The organism is Flavobacterium foetidum, from assembly GCF_004634245.1.
Taxonomy (GTDB): domain Bacteria; phylum Bacteroidota; class Bacteroidia; order Flavobacteriales; family Flavobacteriaceae; genus Flavobacterium; species Flavobacterium foetidum.
Window position 1 is genome coordinate 113,977 of sequence record NZ_SJTF01000007.1, and the last position, 20,649, is coordinate 134,625.

Annotated in this window: 15 protein-coding genes; 9 read left to right on the forward strand and 6 right to left on the reverse strand. The window is 34.5% G+C overall.

Translation table 11 applies throughout. From position 1 onward, the window contains the following. Positions 1 to 11 precede the first annotated feature (11 nt). The 5 genes from E0W73_RS21670 to E0W73_RS10790 all read left to right on the forward strand — a co-directional run bounded on the left by E0W73_RS21670 (position 12) and on the right by E0W73_RS10790 (position 5,191). Complete coding sequence (locus tag E0W73_RS21670; RefSeq protein ID WP_262710894.1) at positions 12 to 146, forward strand: hypothetical protein; 135 nt, start codon at positions 12 to 14, stop codon at positions 144 to 146. A 139-nt stretch (positions 147 to 285) separates the two neighbouring features. Continuing rightward, the gene (locus tag E0W73_RS10775; RefSeq protein ID WP_135222083.1) at positions 286 to 1,140 is read left to right on the forward strand and encodes a carboxypeptidase-like regulatory domain-containing protein; all 855 of its coding nucleotides are present in this window, start codon (positions 286 to 288) and stop codon (positions 1,138 to 1,140) included. After that, the gene (locus E0W73_RS10780) at positions 1,130 to 3,139 is read left to right on the forward strand and encodes a hypothetical protein (protein WP_135222084.1); all 2,010 of its coding nucleotides are present in this window, start codon (positions 1,130 to 1,132) and stop codon (positions 3,137 to 3,139) included. Before E0W73_RS10775 ends, E0W73_RS10780 begins: the two co-directional genes overlap by 11 nt. Next, complete coding sequence (locus E0W73_RS10785; protein WP_135222085.1) at positions 3,126 to 4,319, forward strand: hypothetical protein; 1,194 nt, start codon at positions 3,126 to 3,128, stop codon at positions 4,317 to 4,319. The genes E0W73_RS10780 and E0W73_RS10785 overlap by 14 nt, the downstream gene beginning before the upstream one ends. Next, positions 4,316 to 5,191 (forward strand): TlpA family protein disulfide reductase, encoded by an 876-nt coding sequence (locus tag E0W73_RS10790; protein ID WP_135222086.1) that lies wholly within the window; start codon positions 4,316 to 4,318, stop codon positions 5,189 to 5,191. Before E0W73_RS10785 ends, E0W73_RS10790 begins: the two co-directional genes overlap by 4 nt. 405 nt (positions 5,192 to 5,596) lie before the next feature. Here the strand turns inward: E0W73_RS10790 and E0W73_RS10795 are convergent, their stop codons facing one another. Continuing rightward, complete coding sequence (locus E0W73_RS10795; RefSeq protein WP_135222087.1) at positions 5,597 to 5,800, reverse strand: hypothetical protein; 204 nt, start codon at positions 5,798 to 5,800, stop codon at positions 5,597 to 5,599. A 135-nt stretch (positions 5,801 to 5,935) separates the two neighbouring features. On the opposite strand from E0W73_RS10795, the gene E0W73_RS10800 reads away from it, so the two are divergent. Then, positions 5,936 to 7,213, forward strand: coding sequence for a glycosyl hydrolase family 18 protein (locus tag E0W73_RS10800; RefSeq protein ID WP_135222088.1), 1,278 nt, complete (start codon positions 5,936 to 5,938; stop codon positions 7,211 to 7,213). A gap of 325 nt (positions 7,214 to 7,538) precedes the next feature. On the opposite strand, the gene E0W73_RS10805 is transcribed toward E0W73_RS10800, so the two are convergent. From E0W73_RS10805 to mnmE, 4 genes are all read right to left on the reverse strand, one after another. Then, positions 7,539 to 9,053: a coiled-coil domain-containing protein gene (locus tag E0W73_RS10805; protein ID WP_135222089.1), complete on the reverse strand. Its 1,515-nt coding sequence runs from the start codon at positions 9,051 to 9,053 to the stop codon at positions 7,539 to 7,541. 10 nt (positions 9,054 to 9,063) lie between these two features. Beyond that, positions 9,064 to 9,762 carry a hypothetical protein gene (locus E0W73_RS10810; protein WP_135222090.1) on the reverse strand — a complete coding sequence of 233 codons (699 nt, stop codon included), beginning with the start codon at positions 9,760 to 9,762 and terminating at the stop codon, positions 9,064 to 9,066. 1,051 nt (positions 9,763 to 10,813) lie between these two features. Further along, positions 10,814 to 11,956, reverse strand: a complete 1,143-nt coding sequence (locus E0W73_RS10815; RefSeq protein ID WP_135222091.1) for a Gfo/Idh/MocA family protein — start codon at positions 11,954 to 11,956, stop codon at positions 10,814 to 10,816. Between the two features lie 640 nt (positions 11,957 to 12,596). Further along, positions 12,597 to 13,997, reverse strand: coding sequence for a tRNA uridine-5-carboxymethylaminomethyl(34) synthesis GTPase MnmE (gene mnmE / locus E0W73_RS10820; protein ID WP_135222092.1), 1,401 nt, complete (start codon positions 13,995 to 13,997; stop codon positions 12,597 to 12,599). 180 nt (positions 13,998 to 14,177) lie between these two features. Here mnmE and E0W73_RS10825 point away from each other — a divergent pair, with 180 nt between their 5' ends. After that, positions 14,178 to 15,011, forward strand: a complete 834-nt coding sequence (locus E0W73_RS10825) for a universal stress protein (protein WP_135222093.1) — start codon at positions 14,178 to 14,180, stop codon at positions 15,009 to 15,011. A 69-nt stretch (positions 15,012 to 15,080) separates the two neighbouring features. Next, the gene (locus E0W73_RS10830; protein ID WP_135222094.1) at positions 15,081 to 16,853 is read left to right on the forward strand and encodes a MutS-related protein; all 1,773 of its coding nucleotides are present in this window, start codon (positions 15,081 to 15,083) and stop codon (positions 16,851 to 16,853) included. Positions 16,854 to 17,424: 571 nt separating this feature from the next. Here E0W73_RS10830 and E0W73_RS10835 read toward each other — a convergent pair. Beyond that, positions 17,425 to 19,026, reverse strand: coding sequence for a Na+/H+ antiporter (locus E0W73_RS10835; protein ID WP_135222095.1), 1,602 nt, complete (start codon positions 19,024 to 19,026; stop codon positions 17,425 to 17,427). A 650-nt stretch (positions 19,027 to 19,676) separates the two neighbouring features. Here E0W73_RS10835 and E0W73_RS10840 point away from each other — a divergent pair. Continuing rightward, positions 19,677 to 20,531, forward strand: a complete 855-nt coding sequence (locus E0W73_RS10840; RefSeq protein ID WP_135222096.1) for a fatty acid desaturase family protein — start codon at positions 19,677 to 19,679, stop codon at positions 20,529 to 20,531. Positions 20,532 to 20,649 lie beyond the last annotated feature (118 nt).

Consider the following 20,649-nt stretch of genomic DNA (forward strand, 5'->3'; position numbering starts at 1 on the left):
AAAAAGTAAAAATGAAAAGAGAACAAAACCTGTTAACTGAATTCTCAGTAGAAGAATTAGAAGCCCGTCTGGAAATGAAAGGCTGGATAACTTACTGCCCAGGGAGTTCTTGCGGCGGAGATACTCCAGTAGAAGAGGTTGAATAATTTAGCAGTACATTTCGATTAATTACTTTTAGAAAATGTTTGCATAATACTTAATAAACAACAACTTTTTAGAGTTTATATTGACTTTAAAAATGTTGTTGTTTAATTATATCCTTTACACAAGAATAACCAAAAATAGATGAAGAGATTTTTAATACTTTCTGCTATAATTTTAAAATCAAATTTATGCATCTCACAACTTAGAGGAAAATGCATAGACTCGACTGGCAAACCAATTCCTTATGTTAACATAGGAATTTCAGACACCTCTGTCGGCACAGTCACTGATTTAAATGGTGACTTCATAATCAACAACAAAACACTGCAAGAAAATATACTAATTATTGCTTCGCATATTGGTTATGAAACCAAATCATACACTTCTGTCAAAAATGCAGAAATTGAAATTGTGATGACACAAATAGGTTTTCAATTAGACGAAGTAAAAATTGAAACTTTAAAATTTACAGATGAAAAAAAAATTGGAAACAATTCGTTGAGCAAACATGTACTTGTTGGTTTTTCTTCTAAAAATTTAGGTGCAGAAGTGGGCAAATTTTTCAAAAATCAAAAAAATAAAAAAATAAAAATAGAAAAAATTCATTTTGAAATTGCTGAACTCGGGTATAAAAAAGGAACTTTTAGAATTAATTTTTATAATGCTGAAAACGATAAGAACATTGAAAAAGTGAGACTTAATAATGATGATATCATTATGGATGTTGAAAAAACTGGTGACGTCGATATTGATATAAAAAGTAATAACCTAATACTTGAAAATGACTTTCTAGTTTCTATTGAATGTATAAATGTTGTTGAAAAAGAGAATCAAGATCCAAAAGAAAAGAAAATAATATATTTCAGCTCGAATGTTTTCTGCGGACCTGTTTATAGACGTTCAAATAATCTGATAAAATGGAACTCTAAAAAAGAAAAATATGATATGGGATTAGGGATTCAATTATTTGTAAAATATCAAACAAATGAAAATTAATAATCCAATACACCATCAGAATTTCATCTCCTATATGGAGGATCTTCCATTTGACAAAGAAACAATTGAGATAATTCTTAAAAGCTGTAGCTTAGGCAACAATCCAAAGTTTTATCTCGAGTATGCATCACTTTTTCAAAACAGCTTCAGAATCAAAGATTCCGAAGAAAAAGTAAAACTTTTAAATATCGCTGGTTATCTCTGCTATATTTATTCTTTATTATTGGACACCTCTTTAGACAAAGATACAAAACATAATAATTTACTTCTTTCAGGAATATTTTTAGAAGAAGCGATAAAGATATTGACTAGTCTATTTGGGCTAAATAAAAAATTCTGGGGTTTATGGAATCTTCGAAAAAAAGAAGTTTTTAACGCTTCAAAAATTGGTAAAGAAATATTCCATAACTCCGAAGTTTCCTTAGATGAATATGAGAAATTGTGCGATGCAAAATCTGCTTTAGGGAAAATTGCATTAGATGCATTGTTTTTGTTGAGTGATAGTAATGATACAATGAAGTATGAAAAATTAATGGAATCTCATAAATATTTCTCCATTGGTTTTCAGATAAATGACGATATAGAGGATTTTATTGAAGACTATACAAATAAGGAATTCAATTTTGCCGTCTATACCTTCATTAACAAAAATGGTACGGATTTTACAGATATTAAAGATCTCAAAAAAATATTTTACATCAGTAACACCGCCACTGATTTATATAATTTAGCTCTCTCCTATTTTGAAAAAGCTTTAGTTGCAGCATTAGATGCTGGCGAAAATACATGGCTGAAGGCTATTTCCGGGAAAATAAAAGAAACTAAATCTGCGATTTCAAGTATAAATGATTACTTAACTATAATTAAGACAAAAACCTCGCTTAAAGAAAATCCAATAAAAATCAACTCTTTTCAATATCCGTTTGATAAAAACTCTGTAGTTGAACTTGGGCTTAATTATTTAATAAAAGAATGGGAAAAAGATTACCCCGAAGCCAAGCATATAATGGTTCTGTCCGATTATGAAGGATTTAAAAATGAGACAGAGCTGCATATAACAGATATATTTCAGAGGGGTATTATTACCAACAATTTAATTGACATTAATACTAATGTCTCCATCGATTTTTCATCAGTAATCAACAATGAAATTAATTATCTTATTAAAAATAGAAACAATAATGGTGTTGGCTGTTGGAGTTATTTCCCTTCCGTCAAAGAAATAGCTCCAGATGCCGATGATTTAGGGCAAATGATGCAGGTTTTCATCAAATCTGACAGAACTGATGTTTTAGAAGATTATTGTCTCGAGGGCATCAAAATTTTACTTAAAGACTGTTATGATGAAAAAACTGGCGGTATTGAAACCTGGATCATCCCGAAAGAAAATCAGAGCGAAAACCAAAAGACACAAAAAGAATTTAATGAAACAAAATGGGGATCTGGTCCAGATATAGATGTCATGGCAAATTTTCTATATGCTTTATGTATTAATAATTTTGAAAAGTATAAAGATGTTATTGAAAGTGGCACAAATTATATTCTTTCAAAGATAGAAACTGGTTTTTTTTGGAATTCCAGATGGTATTATGGATGGCAGTATGGAACAATGCTGTGTGTAAGACTAGGTTTTGAAGTCTTAAAAAATAATTCGAACCTAACTGAAAAATATCTTAACATACTTTTTAAAACAAAAGACTATATCATTAAAAACCAACAAAATGATGGAGGCTGGTCTGTTGCCTCAACAACTGCTACAGATCCTCTCAGCACAGCTTTCGCTTTGAGTACGCTTATGTTATATAAGAAATCAAGTAAGGATTATGTTGTATTTTCAAAAGGCATATCATTTCTAAATAAAACACAGCAAAAAGATGGTTCCTGGGATGCAGTTCCTTTTATTAAACCAAAGCTAAATGAACCATACAAAAGCAAAACAATTACATCAAGTTATGTCCTAAACACTTTAACAACGTATAATAACAATGGTTACATATGATAATTTAGTTCCAAAAATCAATCCTAACATTGACATTGTTCAAAGAGATAATGAATATATAGTTACCCTTATTGAAAGTAATTTTCATTTTAAGATTAGTACTCAAATGTTCAATTTATTAAAATTGGTAGATAATGATAGTAAAATATCCCAAATCGTAAACAGATTTAACAACACATTTGAAACACAGCTTGATAATGCATTAGTTTATGAATTATTATATTATAAATTAGGCCGTTACAACATTATAGAAAATAATGAAAATAATTTTGATGTAAAGAAACAGCCTTCTTATTTGAAGTTAAATTTTATTGTAATTAATGCTAAAAGGGCAAAAATACTATCAAAGCCTTTTTTGTTTCTTTTTTCAAATTATGCATTAAAATTTTTAATTAGTGTATGTCTTCTTATTACTTCAATTACATTTATTACAAACTATAATGAAATTTTAAAAAATGTAAAGAGTATATCAGTCGAATATTTTACCTTCTATTTTGTAATAATGATTATTAGCAGTTTATTTCATGAACTTGGACACGTATCAGCAACATACAAATTTGGAGGAAGCCATAGTGGAATCGGGATTGGTTTTTACCTCTTTACTCCTGTATTATATGCTGATGTCTCAAGTGCATGGAAATTCAATGTCAATAAGAGAATAATTGTAAATCTTGCTGGCATTTATTTTGAACTTTTACTTAGTACATTCTTCATAATAATTTCTTTTTTAACGACAATAAAACCTTTGCTGATAGTACCATCAATTATATTGTTTAAAACAATATATAACCTTAACCCTTTCTTTAGAACAGATGGTTATTGGGTTCTTTCTGATTATATAAGAACACCAAATCTTAGAGAAAGATCTAATAAACTTTTAAAAAATATGATAAAAAACAGGTTTAGCCTTCAGTTAAATTCGAAAGAGATTTTTATATTTTTTTATGCGCTTATTAGTAACTCATTTTTACTGTTGTTTTTGTTTTACTTATTTATACTAAATCCTAATTCATTAATCTCATTTCCGGCTGACATTTACAGCTATGCCTCAAAGATTGTAAAAGAATCGGCTTCCTTTAAAATTTCAGATGTTTCGAAATTACTAGTACCATTGTTATTCTACATGCTAGTTATTCGCCTTTTGTTCAATTACTTTAAAAATAAAAAACAGAAAAAATGAAGAACTCATTAATTAGCAAATCAGCATTGGTAATTGTTTTCAGTATTTTATTAGGGACATTTTTTCTAATGTCAACTATTGGTAAGTACTTCGATTTGAATAATTTCAAAATAACAATGCTGAAATATGGACTTCCATACTATGTATCATACGTTATTTTAATTATTGAATTTTTATTTGCAGTATCTTTTATGTTTCTTTTCTATTTAAAGAATACAGCACGATTATCTATTGTCTTCACGATTCTTTTGACAATAATTAACACGATAGGGCATTTCTTTCTTAAAATCGAATCCTGCCAGTGTTTCGGCAGAATTTATTTTTTGAATCCTGACAGTTTCTCAGGCTTTTTGCTTAAAAATATAGTAATAACCCTGCTGTCATTTTATATTTATAAAAATGTAAAACACAATCAGAACAAAAGCCTGCTGAAAACTTTTATTTCACCAATAGCCATTTTAATAATTGCTTTTGTCTTATTAAAATACAATACCTATTATATAGAAAATTATTCTGAAAAGAAAATTGGACATCCAATCGAAGAATTAAAAATAGATAAAACAAAAATTAAAAACTTTGAATATCTTCTTTTTTTCTCTCCATCTTGTACACATTGCAAAAATGCAATACCAAAAATTAATTTATTAAAAGAAAAATACGCTATAGCTATTATTGGCATAACTTCAAACTCTAATAGAAAAGAACTGAAAAAGATAAAATCTGAGTTAAAAATCAACTTTCCAATAACAACAGTAGACAAAAAAGTTTTTCATAATATGACATTAATAGTACCGATTATTTTTAAGATAAAGGATAATAAAATCCAAGAAGTCCTAGAAGTTAAAGAATTACTCGAACAAAAAAACTTTTAATCTTATCTATGATTAAATCGTAACTTGAAATAGATTTCCTGAAGAATAATAACTTTGGGATAAAAATGACCTTTATTATTAATTTAGTAATTTAAATTTTGTGGCAAAATCGTGGCACCTGCAGTTTATAGGAAACGATCAGCATAGTAAAATCAAGGCCTAAGAAGCTTAGGTTCGAAACTGTATTAAAATTTTAATCATGGGTATTCAGTTTAAAATTGCCATTATAATATGGCTCTTTAAAATCAATCTTTACCCGATTTTTATCTGATACTTTTTCGGATTATGTTAAGCGATAATCATGACCATCAGATTCATGGCCATCTACTTGATCAAAAACTGTTTTAAAGATATCCAGTTTAAGATCGTCATCGAAAGCAAATCCGTTCTCGCGCTGTTGCGCCTCTATTTGGAATTGTATTTTGAAGAAATAAATTTTCTAACTTCCTTGAATACTTCTTCTAAAGGAGCTTCTTTAAACAGCAATTCTAAAATTCGGTTTTTTAAAAATCCATAAGACAAATTTGTGTTTATTTTATAATCTAATTTTGTGTTTTGATTCTTAACCTTTAATTCTTCTTCTAAATCGTTTACAATAATTGACTGCATCTTATTCCAAGATTATGCTTACTCATACATTATAAAATCCTACTCATTACATTTTTTGAATTATAAAAGCCTATTAGTTGGTATTTTTGATAAAGAAATTAAAAAATAGGTCGGAAATTCTAAAATTCTAATCACATGAAAAGCAAAAAAAACTTTACCGGCGCCATCGGTGCGTGGCTGACTAATGAGCTACATCCAGCAAACGCGACCTACAGCTCACCCAACAGCAATTTTAGTTCTATTAAGCTCAACGGTATATACAGCACCCTTGATTACCTGAGCATCGGCTGGTTTGGCGTGGATATGAGTAACCCTAGCAGTCCCACCCTGCAAACCAGTAACACATATCTTGCACAACAGGTTTTAGATGCCCGTGCACAAAACCCGGACATCATCATATTTGCTTTACTCGCCTATACCCAAGAAATCACCAACGATCTGCAAACGATCATCAACGACCCCGCCCTGTTGACCACTTTTGCGACCAATGTTGCCAACTTTCTGGCTAACAATGACCTCAATGGTTTCGACATTGATTGGGAGCAGCCCACGAGCCAACTCTCTCATAAACAATGTGGCCAGTGGCTCGACGCATTGGGTAAGGCTTTCGGGGATACCTATTATCTGGCCATTTCGGCGAGTTCTAACCAGTACGGTAATGTCAACAACCTGAATGCGGATGCTGTGAATGCCAATGTGGATGTGTTCAATTTGCAAAGTTACTGGGTTAGCGATCCTAGCGTATTTATTGCACACGGCATCAAAGCCGATCTATTGGGATTCGGTGCTTATTTAGAAAGTGGCGTCACTGCGCTTTATGCTTCTCAGCAATACGCTGCTGGGATTCAGTACCAGAGTAAGCAATACCCCTACCAAACTATGATGAGTTGGCGACTTGATTCCTCCAACTGGCCTTTCGAGCAAAGTCAGCAACTATTGATGCGGCCATACCTGACCGGCCAACCGGATGTGGTTGTGTTCGACGATGGAGCCATCTTGAATACGCAAACTACTCCTACTATTATCCAAAGTATCGTTATCCGTAGCGGAGATGTTGTGGATGCCATCCAATGTACCAATGTCAGCAAAGACGGCTCGTATTTGGTACAACTATTACAACATGGTGGTGATGGCGGCAATGGGAATAATCCGATCAATCTCACAAATGGCCTCACCGCTTTCAGTTACGTAACAGGCTACTGGTACGGACAAAATGTGGTAGTTCAAATCACCATCAACGGCACAAGTTATCCCGCCACCATTAATCCCAATGTAGTTGATACACAAAATTTTCAGGTGACTGCTCCGGCGGGTAGAACTATTATTGCATTCAGTGGACAAACCTGTTATGTGAATTTGGCAGGCGGAGGTTTCAGTTGGGTGTTATCGCAGATCAACGGAGTATTCGGTTAGTAAAACAATCAACAGATTGAGTGGATCTGCCTTCAATTTTGCCACAAAACGTTAAGGCGGCTTTTAAACATATTTGACATTCTAAGTTTTGTGGCAGAATCGTGGCACATGGGTATTTTCAAAAAATCAAACATCAGTAAAATTTCATGATCGCTTTTTAGGTAATAAACCCGATTTTGCAAAAGCATAGAACATATATTTATTGTCGATATCTTCTGAGAATCAACAGATATCCGATTTTCCGCCAACATTCTATTTAATAATAACTTGCTGTACATGTGGTGCATCAGAAAATCCAACTCTAACCCCTTGGAAGCAGGATTATCTAGCGCATCATTAATTCAAACCAGTCAGCATTACTTGCCTCTTTGACTGCCAGTTTATCTTCTGAACTAAGTGAGGCTAAAAAGTTCTTATAACCAGACATGTATCCCGATGAGTCTTGTCCTTTACAGTAAGCATTAAAAACATTCGTTGAGTAAGGCTTTGATAAGGATGCGACTGCCTTCACGCAGGAAGCAGTTTCGTTCCAGTTTGACGCCACTGTTCCTTTTATACTGTTGTAGACCGGGCATCCAACTTTCTGCCCTGCTGCGTACATGCGGGTGCATTCTATAGATATCTCTGTGGTGTAGACGTCGTTATTCTTCTGGCACTGCGCTGTCTTCTCTGCAAAGGATTTTTTATTCTCTGCCAGCTCAGATATGGCCGCAGCATGCAAGAGTTCAGTTTCTTTTTTCTTTGCATCCCGCTTTTCTTTTAAAGGCAGAAGGGCCTTTTGCTGTTCGTTTGGCAGATCGGTCTTAAGAGACCATATCTCTGCATTTAATTTTTTATTTTCTGCTTGAAGTAATGCTATGCTGTCCTTTGTCTGTTTTTCTAGCTCGGTAATACTGTCTCTAATTACAACGAGCTGCTTTCCAGTCATTTCAAGTCTGGCCACTATGCTGTCGGAAGAGAGCTCTTTCTGCAGACCATTTTTCAGGGCTTCCAATTCCTGCACCTGCACCTGTAGCTGCAATAGCCTGCTTTCATGCAGAGTTTGTATAGTATTGATTTTCTGCTCATTGGACGAGATGCTGTTATTTTTTGATTGCAGTAACTTTTCATTGTCATTTTTCAATTTCTGCTTAATTTCTTCGCTTAGGTTTTGAAATTCCTTCTCAATTCGCGGTATTTTAGCTTTGCAAATGGTAATCTTGTCATCTGATATAAGGGTTTTTACAGCAGAAGCCATAAGTTCATCTGACCACATTTTGTGCTTTGCTTTGGAATCATTTAGCAGTATCACTTCATAGTTTTTGCTGTGGAGCGTTATTTCCTGGCACAGCCTATCGTTGTCATCTTTAAGTTTTTGAATCTGCTCCTTTTTTTTCAGAATAGTATTATCGCCTTTTTCCAAATTCTTAAGCTGCACCTTAAGAATGGCAATTTTCTCTGAGAATCCTTTTCGAGCAGTCTCTAATTCAGATGTTGTCGCTGGAATGGCATATCCTTTTACTTCCCCTAAATGTTTTTCAAAGCTTTGTCCTTTCTTTTCAAATTCAGATTTCCATTCATTGCATTTGCTGCATCTTGCACCCGCTTTCATATCTGCTATCAGGTTATCCCTATCCTTATAAATTTGCTCGATTTCAGATCGTAGCTTTTGCAGCTTGTCTTGCCATAGTTTCTCTAGCTGAGGCAGCTCGGACTCTAGCTGTAGAATCCGCAATCTTGCCGCTTCTATAGATCCTGCCTTGCTTTCAATGGTTGATACCTCTCCGATTCCTACAGTCTGCGCATGCAATTTCATCGTACAGAAAACAATAAGCGCTAAGCAATACATGTAATTTTTCATCCTGAAATGTTTATTTGCCAAAAGGATCATCCTCCTGTTCCGCCAAGTATAAATCTTTTAGGTATTCAAAAGCTTTTTTCAGTCTATTCTCATCTCCATCGAGTTTAAGAAATGGAATGTAAATTACGGTATCATAATCAAAATATGTCGATGTATACATGGATCCAACCAGCCTGCTGTCATAATTCCAACAGTCGCAAAAAGCGTCCCCGTTGCCAGGATAGGTACAGTACACCCTCTTTTTATATTGGTACGCCAACTGCTTAAGTGCATTGGGAATGAAACTGAGTTTTAAAAGCCCCACTTCTTGATGTGGCTGGGTTTGGATTATTTCGACTGCACTTATATGGGCAGGCAGGAATTCTACACTGGAATAAACACCGCTATAATATTCAGGGGTAGTGAAATTATAGTGCTGCCTGTTATAGCAGCCATGTTGATCAGTAGCGAAGCTTCCAGTATATACAATCTTGTTATTTGACCCCGAAGCAAGGTTATTTTCATAGATAAAAGCCCAAGAATCCGAAAATGAAAGCGGTGCTGCAAACTGCACTTTATCGTCGATTACAAAAGGATGAATTTTGTTTCTGGCCTCGGTTATCTTTTTATTAATGTAGTTTACCGTTTCTTGTTTCGTTAGATTCTGCGCTCGGGACGGCGTGACAAGCAGGAACATAATCCCTGCGATTAGTATCTGCATTGTTTTCATACGATTAGCAGTATTGTTAAGTATATTAATGATTAAGTTCTATGCCTTGATTTATTTAGAATGAGACCCTTAAATCGGATTTCCATTTGCCGTTTACTACGTTCAAAAATAATCAAAAACAGCAAAAAAACAATACTTTACATAACTATCAACTAATTTACCTGTTCCAGCAAACTAAGAGCTTAGCAAAGATTGGTACGCTTAGCCGAGGTTCGAATCCATGGCTTTCCTATTTTTTTTACCCAACCTTAAGACAAATATTACGGATTGCGTACCAGTTTAACTTTGCATCACATCGTGGTACTTTACTTTCTGAAAGAGTAAATTCGCAGCAAAACAAAGCCGTGCCAACTTTAGATTCGAATCGATGTAGGAGCGATTTCTCACAATTTCATATTAGTTGATAGACTGATTAACAATAATATGCTGGCAGAGTATGGAAGAGAATTGTAGTGTACACAGACAGACGGATTTTTACTGTTTGGCTATATGCATTTTTTGTGCTGGAATCGTGGCACAACTTTTTAAACCACATAAAAAATCAGTAAATTACGATCTGCCACCCCTTGGCTTCGACTATAAAAAATATTCAAACCAAATAAAATCATACGGCTGAAAGTATTTTTTTGTAATCTAAGTTAAATCCACGTTTTAACCGCATTCCATATTTGGACCCGCAATCAGGCAATGATTACAACATGCTGGAGAAAATGGCAGAGCAGTCGAATGCACAGTCTTGAAAACTGTTGACTGTGACAGGTCCGGAAGTACGAATCCATCTTCCAATCAACAATGATTCGATACGGGGCCTGCAGTATCAAATTCGTGAAATTTTTCTGGCTCTGTTCTACCTTTAGCATTGCTAGGTTCAGGTCGATCACGTCCGCGGCCGTATTCATGACCCCGTATACCTCGCCTTCTTCAATTGTTCATTATAGTGATGGTATTTCATTCTCTGCCACTGCTGAAGCTGTAACTTAATTGGGCACACACAACTTGTTGTGCTTTACCAAATATATTTTTTTTCCGCAAGAATGTCAGGGTTGTTTTCCTAAACTGACTTGTCGGAAGCCAGCAGTGCTATTTCTAGGGCTTCGACAGCGTCCTCGATGGTTACGGCCAGTTTATGATTCTGGTCTTCGATGTTTAGTATTAGATCTAAAAGAATTTCCTGTACACATTTTCCGTACACCTCTCCCTTGCTTTGAGTAATCTCAAAAGTTCCATGAATTATCTGGTCCGCTTTGTAGGCAATTCCACCGGCCACTACCCTATTTTCCTCTGATGCGGACTCTGAACCTTCCCCCCAGCCTTCGGGTCTTGAATCATCTCCTGCTTTCGCTATGAATTCTTTTTTTGTTTCTTTCCATCCTGGAATTCTTTTAAAAGCTTCCGCGTTCTTACTCTCAGTTAGTGCCTCAAGTTTTCCCTTCATGGGCATCCAGCCCTCAATTTCAACGCGCGCCAGATCGTAAACAAGTGAAATTGTGGTCCGCTCGAAAAAGCCAGGCCCCGAAAAAGCATGGTAATAGCTTGCCGTAAGTCCCTTATCGTAGGCCACAAGTGCAGAAACACGGTCACGCTGCTTATCATTTCGAGACTGTGAAGCACCATTTACCTTTTGATAATGCTGTCTGCCGAGTGCGTTTATAATATCAAAAAAATGTACACCGTGTTCGACCATTATCCCCCCAGAAATTTGCTCATCCCAAAACCAGTGATTCTCCGCCAAGGATTCATCCTGTGCATAGTTATTAACTACCGCATGGTGAAGCTGTCCCAAAGAACCGCTTTCTCCAATCTGCATAAGTTCTCGGATGATGGGATTGTAACGGATCATGTGATTTACTGTAATGCGTTTGCCTGTTTGTTTCTGCACTTCAAGAATCCGTCTGGCATCTTCTCTACAGATTGCTACAGGTTTTTCCAGCAGTACATGTTTCCCTGCCAGCATTGCTGCGCAAGCCATCTCAGCATGAAGTGACGGCGGTGTTACAATACTTACAATGTCGATTTTTTGATCTTCGATCAGTTCTTTCCAGTCGTGATATACTCTGTAGTTCTTTATCTTATGATAATGCTGTCCAGAATCTGCTACAGCTATCACCTCTATATTATCCAATTTACTCCACCAATGATCTAGGAATTTTCCAAAACCACCGTAACCTATAATCCCTATTTTATATTTTTCCATATTACAATTTATAAATAATAGTTAATGTGAATTTAAAATCTCTTTATAACAGTTGGTCGTAATGATGGCAAAGTTATTAATCCTTTTCAGGTATAAATCCAATTGTAATACCGGCGATGGATTGAAATTTACAATCATATAAAAGATCAATGAAAATAGGACCTTTTAAATTCTCAAAATTACAAGATTTCATGCCTTGGTTATCAAATTTCAATTATACCATAATTTTGAATTATTCGTTCAGACTAGCAATTCCAGAATTTAAGTACTAAATTTATGGCTTATTGTTGGTGATAGACATATTGCCTTACGGCTTTACTTCTGTAATTGTATGGTTCAATCATTTTTATAACGTAGGAATTTCCTCATATGACAGATTCAACTGTTATATTTATAGCGACCTAACACGTAAATGTGCAAAATGATCGATAATTGAGGGCGCCTCTTTTTATTACTCGATATAAGCAACACCAGACAACTTTTACATTTATATAGGTTTCATCCATTCGCCAGCTGGCTCCTGCACTCTTCTTTCTCTTCTTAAGTTCCGACTCAATCAGAGGTGAAAATTTAAATACCCAACGCTGAATTGTAGCGTAATAGTTAACTAACAGATGCGACAGAACCTTCTTTCTTCCTTCTACTTGCCGATGCAGAAATTAGCAAAAATATTCCCTAATAATTCGTCATTTGAGACCTGGCCGGTTATGAGCCCAAATTGATATAAAGCTTCACGAATGTCAAGTGCCATAAGATCGCTAGAAAGACCAGATTCTAAGCCGAATTTCACTTTTTGAATTTCATCTAAAGCTTTCAGTAACGAATCATAATGTCTTGTATTGGTTACAATTGTTTCATTATTTCTAAGTGCTCCTGTATTAACGAAAGATAGTAATTCACTTTTTAAATCTTCTACGCCCATTTTTTCTTTTGCAGAAATCAACAGTAGTTTTGCATTTAAATTCTCAAGCTTGCTGGTTATATTTTGCACTTCAAGAGCAGATAAAATATCTTTTTTATTCACTACTATAAGCAGCGGTTTTAGCGGATACTTATTTTTGATTTGTTCGATTTCTGAAACAAAATCAGAACTTGAAGTTTGGAATTTCAATCCGTCAAACAAATAAATGACAACTTGCGCTTGGTCTATTTTTTCAAAAGTTTTTTTGATTCCGATACTTTCCACTACATCCTTAGTGTCGCGAATCCCAGCCGTATCAATAAATCTGAAACCAATGCCGCCAATTACCAGCTCATCTTCAATGGTATCTCGCGTAGTTCCTGCAATATCAGAAACTATCGCTCTTTCTTCGTTTAAAAGTGCATTCAACAATGTCGATTTCCCAACATTTGGTTCACCAACAATCGCAACCGGAATTCCGTTCTTGATTACATTTCCGACAGCAAATGAATCGATTAGACGTTTTAAAACAAATTCGATTCGGTTTAGCAATTCGTGAAACTGTGTCCTGTCGGCAAATTCGACATCTTCTTCTGCAAAATCCAATTCTAATTCGATTAAGGAGGCAAAATTCAAAAGTTCTTCCCTCAGCTTTGCTATTTCGTTACTAAATCCGCCGCGCATTTGCTGCATAGCGATTTGGTGAGAAGCCTCATTATCCGAGGAAATTAAATCTGCAACAGCCTCTGCCTGAGACAAATCTAATTTTCCGTTTAAAAAAGCGCGAAGTGTAAATTCGCCAGCATCGGCCATTCTGCATCCTTTTCTAAGCAAAAGTTGAATAATCTGCTGTTGGATGTAGGTCGAGCCGTGACAGGAAATTTCGATTGTATCTTCGCCTGTATAGGAATTTGGTCCTTTAAATACCGAAACCAAAACTTCGTCAAGCGTTTTGCTTCCGTCAATGATATGTCCTAAATGAAGCGTGTGCGTTTTCTGTTTGGTTAAGTCCTTGTTTTTAATAGATTTAAAAACAGAATTGCCAATTATAATAGCATCGTTTCCCGAAATTCGAATTATTGCGATAGCCCCGGCTCCAGAAGGTGTAGCCAAAGCAACTATAGAATCTTGATTTATCATGCCGCAAAGGTACAAAAAAAGCCTAAAAAATATTCTGAATCAAATAACTGGAAATTGAAAAGTGAAATTAAAAACAGTGTTGTATTAACAAATCATTAAGTGTTAAAATACTGATAATTATCAGGTTGTTTTAGTGCGAGAATGAGTAAATTTGAGAGACAAACCTTAATTCTAATAACTATGAAAAAGATATTATTCCCAACCGATTTCTCAGATGCCGCTACAAACGCTTTTGTGCACGCCCTTGAATTTGCTAAAATTGTAAATGCCGAATTAATATTGCTTCATACATTCGAAATTCCGGTTTACGACAGCCAATTTTTCCCTGAAAATTACGCCGCAATTTACAGTTCTATCGAATTGGCGAAATTTGAGATGTTTAAAGACGAAATTCCCAAACTGAGAGCAATTGCTGCAGAACGAAAGCTCGACGATATTATAATTAAACACCGCTTGATGGACGGTGACCTGCTTTACAATCTTAAAAATGCGGTCGAAGAAGACCAGATTGATTTTGTAATTATGGGAACAACAGGAGCTTCTGACTGGACAAAATTCTTTACAGGCTCTAATACAAACTCAGTTATTTCTGGAGTTGATGTGCCTGTTTTGTGTGTTCCCGCCGAGGCTGTTTACAAAAAAATAAAGACGATAGGCTTTACAACCAAGTACCGCGAAAAAGACAAAAAAGAATTAAAGAAAATTCTAAAAATCGCTAAAAAAACAAATGCTAAAGTAAAAAGCTTGTATGTCAAAACCTCCGGTTCTGATGTTTCGGACACCACAATCAAAGAATGGGATAAAGAATTTGCAACAGAAAATGTTGAGTTTCTAGTGCTTCCAAGCGACGATGTCAAAGAGACTATTTTAGATTTTATTCTCTACAAAGACATTGACATCCTGACCACAATTACACATAAACGTTCTTTTTTTGAAAGTCTCTTTGACAGCAGTTTTACAAAAAAAATCTCCAAAGAAGTTTCAATACCTGTGTTAGTTATGCATGAAGGCTAAAAAACTACATTTATAAATTAATGATTTTGTTTGTTTCCGCCTATATTTGTGCTGCATCAAATAAGTACAATGAAAATATACCAGGAAAAAACACAGCACTATTTAGAAGTTTATTCTAAAACCAGTAAAAGATACAACAGCATAAGCTTGCTGCGAATTTTAAGCATTTTTATTTTTTTGTTCTTTAGTTTCTACTATATCAAAACAAGCGAAATAGCGTATGCGGCAAGTGCTCTTATATCTTTTGCTGGTTTTATTTTTCTAATGAAGATTCATTCCAAAATTTCCTTTAAAAGACTGTTTGCTTCGACTCTAGTAAAAATCAATGAAAACGAACTCTCCTTTTTAAAAAGAGAAAAAACATTTTTTGAAAACGGAGCCGAGTTTGTAGATTTCCATCATCCGTATGCTTACGATTTAGATATCTTTGGAGAGCACTCTTTGTTTCAAAGCTTAAACCGGACAGCTACTTTCAGCGGAAAAAAAACACTTGCCGAGCAACTGCTTAAGATACTTCCAGAAAAGGCAATTCTGGAAAATCAAAATGCGGTTAACGAGCTTAAAGAAAAATTAGACTGGCGACAGGAATTCTTGGCTTTGGCTATAATTAGTGATGACTCTAAACAATCTTTTGAAGCTATAACTAATTGGATTTCTTACAAGAATAACTCATTATCTAAAGCAACACTTTTACTCTCAATTGCTTTTCCAGTTTTATTTTTCGGAATGCTGCTTACTTACTTTATTACTTTAAATAATATATTGTTATCGTCTATTACTTATGTATTTATAGGCAACTTAATTATATTAGGAACTGCATTAAAAAAAATCCAATCAGAAATTGCCAAAGCCGATAATATTGATAAAATTATCAAGCATTATGGATTGTTAATCGAAAAGATAGAAAATGAGACTTTTAAATCTCAAAAGCTTATTAACCTACAAAAACGATTGGTTGACCAAAAGACCAAGGCGAGCCAGCATTTAAAACAATTGTCTGAACTGTTTTCTAGAATGGACACTATAAACAATTTTGTTACGGCCATCTTGTTTAACGGAACATTTTTGTTTAACCTTCACGTTCTAAAAGCGCTTTTAAAATGGAAAGAAAAACATGCCTCACAGCTTTTAGATTGGATTGCAGTAATTGGTGAAGTAGAAATGCTTAACAGCCTTGCTAATCTGGCTCATAACAACGATGATTTTATCTTCCCCGAAATCAATTCTGAATATAAAATTGAATTTGAAGGTCTAAGTCACCCTCTTCTGAATCCGAAAACAAGAATCGGAAATGACGCCTCTTTTCATCCGCAGCGATTTGTAATTTTAACAGGATCAAATATGTCGGGAAAAAGCACTTTTTTACGAAGTTTAGGCATCAATATGATACTTGGAGGAATTGGCTCAGTAATATGTGCTTCAAGAGCTAATATACACCCGCTTCAAGTATTAGTTTCGATGCGCCTGTCTGATTCTCTTTCGGATAGCGAGTCTTATTTTTTCGCAGAAATCAAACGTTTAAAGCAAATTATGAATGCCTTGGACGAAGAGCCTGCGTTTGTCTTATTAGACGAGATTTTAAGAGGCACAAACTCAGACGACAAACGAAACGGAACAATTGAAGTCGTAAAGAAAATAATTTCTAAAAACGCCGTCGGTGCGATTGCGACACACGACATCGAAGTTTGTCTCACTACCGACGAATATCCTCTAAAATTAAAAAATCAATGTTTTGAAGTCGAAATTCAGAACAACGAACTTCATTTTGATTATAAACTAAGGGATGGCATTTGTAAAAACAAAAGCGCTACGTTTTTGATGCAGAAAATGGGAGTTATTTAAGTATAGAAGTTATGAGTTATGAGTTATGAGTTATGCTTAAGTTTCTTGCTTTCTTTATGAAATGATTTAATCTCACAAAGTCGCTAAGACGCAAAGTCTTTACCATTTCATAGAATCATCCTCAATCTTGTCATTTCGACTGAAAGGAGAAATCACACTAGAAGTTCCGCATAGTAGTTCGCCAATCTTTGCCGACATGTAAGTGTGATTTCTCCTTTCAGTCGAAATGACTAAACAATATGATATGGTTACTTCATTAAAAACTTGGCGCCTTAGTGACTTTTCTAGATTAAATCAGAATCTATCAATAACTTATAAACCTTCTTTCAGTTTTTGCATTCCTTTTGTTATAAACTCAGGTTTATTTTTAGGTTTAGCAATAAGTGATGTTAAGATTCCCGTTTAATGTAAAAAGCCTACTCAAAGTTTAAAACTTTGAGTAGGCTTTTCTTCACTTTGTGGCGTTACTTGCAAAGATTCCTAGTTCCGGGATGACAAATCGGACTTAAATAAAATTTGACAAATCCCTATGTTGGAATTTGGAATTTAATTTATTGAAATTTTAAAATATTTATTCCTCGTACATTTCCATCCATAAACGAGTTTCTTCAAGGTCTAGCTCTTTTTCTATCTTGCGGAAGATTTCTTCGTTTACCGAGCCTTTTTTATGCATATTTTCAAGCTTGCTGCGTTCTACATTCAGCAAATCAATCTGCACTCTGGTAAATTCATTAAAAATCTGTCCTCCTAATACTTTTCCGTTTCCGAAAAAGTTTGCAGGAAGCTCGGTTTTTTGAAGTCGATTGAATTTTACTTCATACTTACTTTTAATATTGTGAAGCAACTCATCATCTAAAAGAGAAAAATTATCTTCGATATGTGTAATGGTTTCAGAAACTATTTTATTACGGATATCATATTCCTCAGCTAAAATAGAATAACGTTCGACCTTGAGCTTTTTAATCAACCACGGAAGCGTGAGCCCTTGAATGACTAAAGTCGAAAGTATCACACAAAAAACCAAATAAATGATCAAATTACGGAGGGGAAATTCTTCAGTTTTATTGAGCATTAGAGGAAGCGCCAAGGCTGCGGCCATAGAAACCACGCCACGCATTCCCGACCATCCAAAAATAATCATGTTTCTATAGTCAAATTCTTCTTTTTCGCGTATTCTTTTACTTATCATTCTCGGAATAATAGTGGCCGGAATTACCCATAGAAAACGAACAATAATAACAACAATACTGATTACTGATCCCCAAATAAATAAAGAATTTCCAGAGTAATTGCTTATTCCATCAATAATCTGGCGCAACTGAAGACCAATTAAGATAAAAATCAAGCCATTCAGAATATTATTCAAAACGTCCCATATGGTATTGGTCATGATTCTACTTTCATGAGAAAAAATGGCTCCTGATCTCGCAGCCAAAAAAAGACCTGTTGCAACTACTGCCAAAACTCCCGAACCGTGAAAATGCTCGGCAATCAGATACGATGCAAAGGGCGTTAATAAGGTCAGCGTTACCTCGATCATGTCATCGCAAACAAATCTTTTATGAATATAGTACATTACGAAACCAACCGCAAGACCCACTCCAATACCAAGGATCGACATTAAAACAAAGTTAAGTCCCGCTTGCCATAAAACGAAATTTCCCGCTGTAATTGCTGTTAGAGCATATTTGTAAGCCACAAGACCACTGGCATCATTTACGAGACTTTCGCCCTCCAGAATCGCTATTAATCGTGGATGCAATCCCAGACCTTTGGTAATAGCTGTTGCAGAAACAGCGTCTGGAGGCGAAACGATAGCGCCAAGCAAGAATGCCAACGGCCAAGAAATATCATCTATAAGCCAATGGGCTACAACTGCAACCAAGCCGGTAGTAAAAAAGACCAAGCCCACAGCTGCTAATGTAATAGGACGAATAGTCTGTTTAAATTCGGACCAGCTGGTATGCCAAGCTGCATGATACAAAAGTGGCGGCAGAAAAATAATAAAAACAATTTCTGGACTTAAAGCAATTACCGGAAGTCCCGGAACAACGCTAATAATTACACCACACATCACCAGAACTATCGGAATCGGAAAATTATATCTTTTGCTAACAAGACTTAAAAATGCAACGCCAAACAGCAGCATGATAATTACTGTGATATTCTCCATTTATGAAGTGGTATTTAAGATTTTTGATAATGGTTTTCGCAAGCTAAATTAATATTTTATGATAATTAAATTACAACATCACTAAAAAAAGAGCGATTGATTGACTTACATCAAACTTTTTTATTGCGGACAAGTTTAGTCTTGTGCCAAATTTATTTTAACTCGTTGGGTGAAATTATTTTCAACACATAGAAACATAGTTTAACTAAACTTAAAAAGGCGTTTCACTAGTCTAAATGCACATAGTTTAGCTATGTGTTTTAATTACACCCAACGGGTTATTTTAAAAGTGATAAGTACAGGAACTAGTTCAGTTGGTGCAATTCGGAATTACAAACCAAAAAACGAGTTGAAAAGACCTTAAACCAATTGAAAAAAAGGAAAATGAATTGTTTGCTGACGAAAATCGAATAAAACGAAGGTGATTTCATAGAATCATTGTCCAAGGCGTGAGTCTATACAACAATTATCTGGAGAAAGTTATACAATTTATCATCAAGAAAAAAATCATAAAATGTCTTATTTCAATATTTTTAAAACTTATAGTAACCGCTGTTCAATAAATGTAATTTTAAGTTTGCCGCAGGACTTGATACTATTAAATGAAATGATTTAAGTTAAAAGTTACTGTAATCCTAATTTATACAGAAATGAAAAATAAAAAACAATTGATAGAGGAGCTATCTATCGAAAAAAAACTGCGTAAAAATCCTTTTCTAATACCAGTAATTACTTTTATTATTGCTTTTATTTTGATGTTATCAATTGCTTATTGCATTAACTTATATGAAAAAGGATTTTATTGGACATTTTTGCCTGCAGGTCTTCTTCTACATTCATTTTTAATAATTACTGTACATGACGGCTCTCATAAATCCATAACCAAAACTAAATTTGATCGTTTCATTTTAAATTTTTGTTCTGCTTTGGTTTTTTTACCTTTTTATGGTGAACATTATAGAAAATATCACCTGATTCATCACGGATATACCAACACCGATTTAGATCCGCTTGCTTCTCCTCTGTCGCAAAAACTATACAAAAGACACAGATACTTATATATTGTACTTGAATCAATTCCTGTATTATATACTTTTTATTTAATTTTTAATTTTAATAAATCAGAAAACTCAAAAAAGTTTAAAAAGACATTAAAGATCAGCAGACTTTATTTTCTAATTTCTATATGTATTAGTATTGTGACGTTTCTAATCATCAAACCTCCTATTTATTTTGTACTGCTTACACTTTTTGTTTTAAACATTATATCGGCAGTAAGAAGCTGGTGTGAACACATGGGAACTTCTTTAGAACATAAAACAAATACCTATTGGTTTCCTCTAGGATTCGGAATTGGAAACCATGATGTGCATCACGAACATCCTAATCTTTCGTGGCTAACCTTAACAATTGGTTTATTTAAACGAGAGAAAAACTCTAATCCGATAAAAACTTTAAGAGGGATTTTATTTGATAAATCCTTTACTTTTTATAAAATAAAATAGAAAGTGTTACTGAGAGAATTTCTAATTAGGTTTTTATTTTGATTGCGGCGTTACTTGTGAAGATGTCTCCTTCATCGACATGACAATACTGTGCGGAAAATCTTTGTCAAGTTTCTTG

Bases quoted from the DNA above. Each gene is read 5' to 3' on its own strand.
- E0W73_RS21670 (WP_262710894.1), top strand. From the start codon at position 12: ATGAAAAGAGAACAAAACCTGTTAACTGAATTCTCAGTAGAAGAATTA.
- E0W73_RS10775 (WP_135222083.1), top strand. From the start codon at position 286: ATGAAGAGATTTTTAATACTTTCTGCTATAATTTTAAAATCAAATTTA.
- E0W73_RS10780 (WP_135222084.1), top strand. From the start codon at position 1,130: ATGAAAATTAATAATCCAATACACCATCAGAATTTCATCTCCTATATG.
- E0W73_RS10785 (WP_135222085.1), top strand. From the start codon at position 3,126: ATGGTTACATATGATAATTTAGTTCCAAAAATCAATCCTAACATTGAC.
- E0W73_RS10790 (WP_135222086.1), top strand. From the start codon at position 4,316: ATGAAGAACTCATTAATTAGCAAATCAGCATTGGTAATTGTTTTCAGT.
- E0W73_RS10795 (WP_135222087.1), bottom strand. From the start codon at position 5,800: ATGCAGTCAATTATTGTAAACGATTTAGAAGAAGAATTAAAGGTTAAG.
- E0W73_RS10800 (WP_135222088.1), top strand. From the start codon at position 5,936: ATGAAAAGCAAAAAAAACTTTACCGGCGCCATCGGTGCGTGGCTGACT.
- E0W73_RS10805 (WP_135222089.1), bottom strand. From the start codon at position 9,053: ATGAAAAATTACATGTATTGCTTAGCGCTTATTGTTTTCTGTACGATG.
- E0W73_RS10810 (WP_135222090.1), bottom strand. From the start codon at position 9,762: ATGAAAACAATGCAGATACTAATCGCAGGGATTATGTTCCTGCTTGTC.
- E0W73_RS10815 (WP_135222091.1), bottom strand. From the start codon at position 11,956: ATGGAAAAATATAAAATAGGGATTATAGGTTACGGTGGTTTTGGAAAA.
- mnmE (WP_135222092.1), bottom strand. From the start codon at position 13,997: ATGATAAATCAAGATTCTATAGTTGCTTTGGCTACACCTTCTGGAGCC.
- E0W73_RS10825 (WP_135222093.1), top strand. From the start codon at position 14,178: ATGAAAAAGATATTATTCCCAACCGATTTCTCAGATGCCGCTACAAAC.
- E0W73_RS10830 (WP_135222094.1), top strand. From the start codon at position 15,081: ATGAAAATATACCAGGAAAAAACACAGCACTATTTAGAAGTTTATTCT.
- E0W73_RS10835 (WP_135222095.1), bottom strand. From the start codon at position 19,026: ATGGAGAATATCACAGTAATTATCATGCTGCTGTTTGGCGTTGCATTT.
- E0W73_RS10840 (WP_135222096.1), top strand. From the start codon at position 19,677: ATGAAAAATAAAAAACAATTGATAGAGGAGCTATCTATCGAAAAAAAA.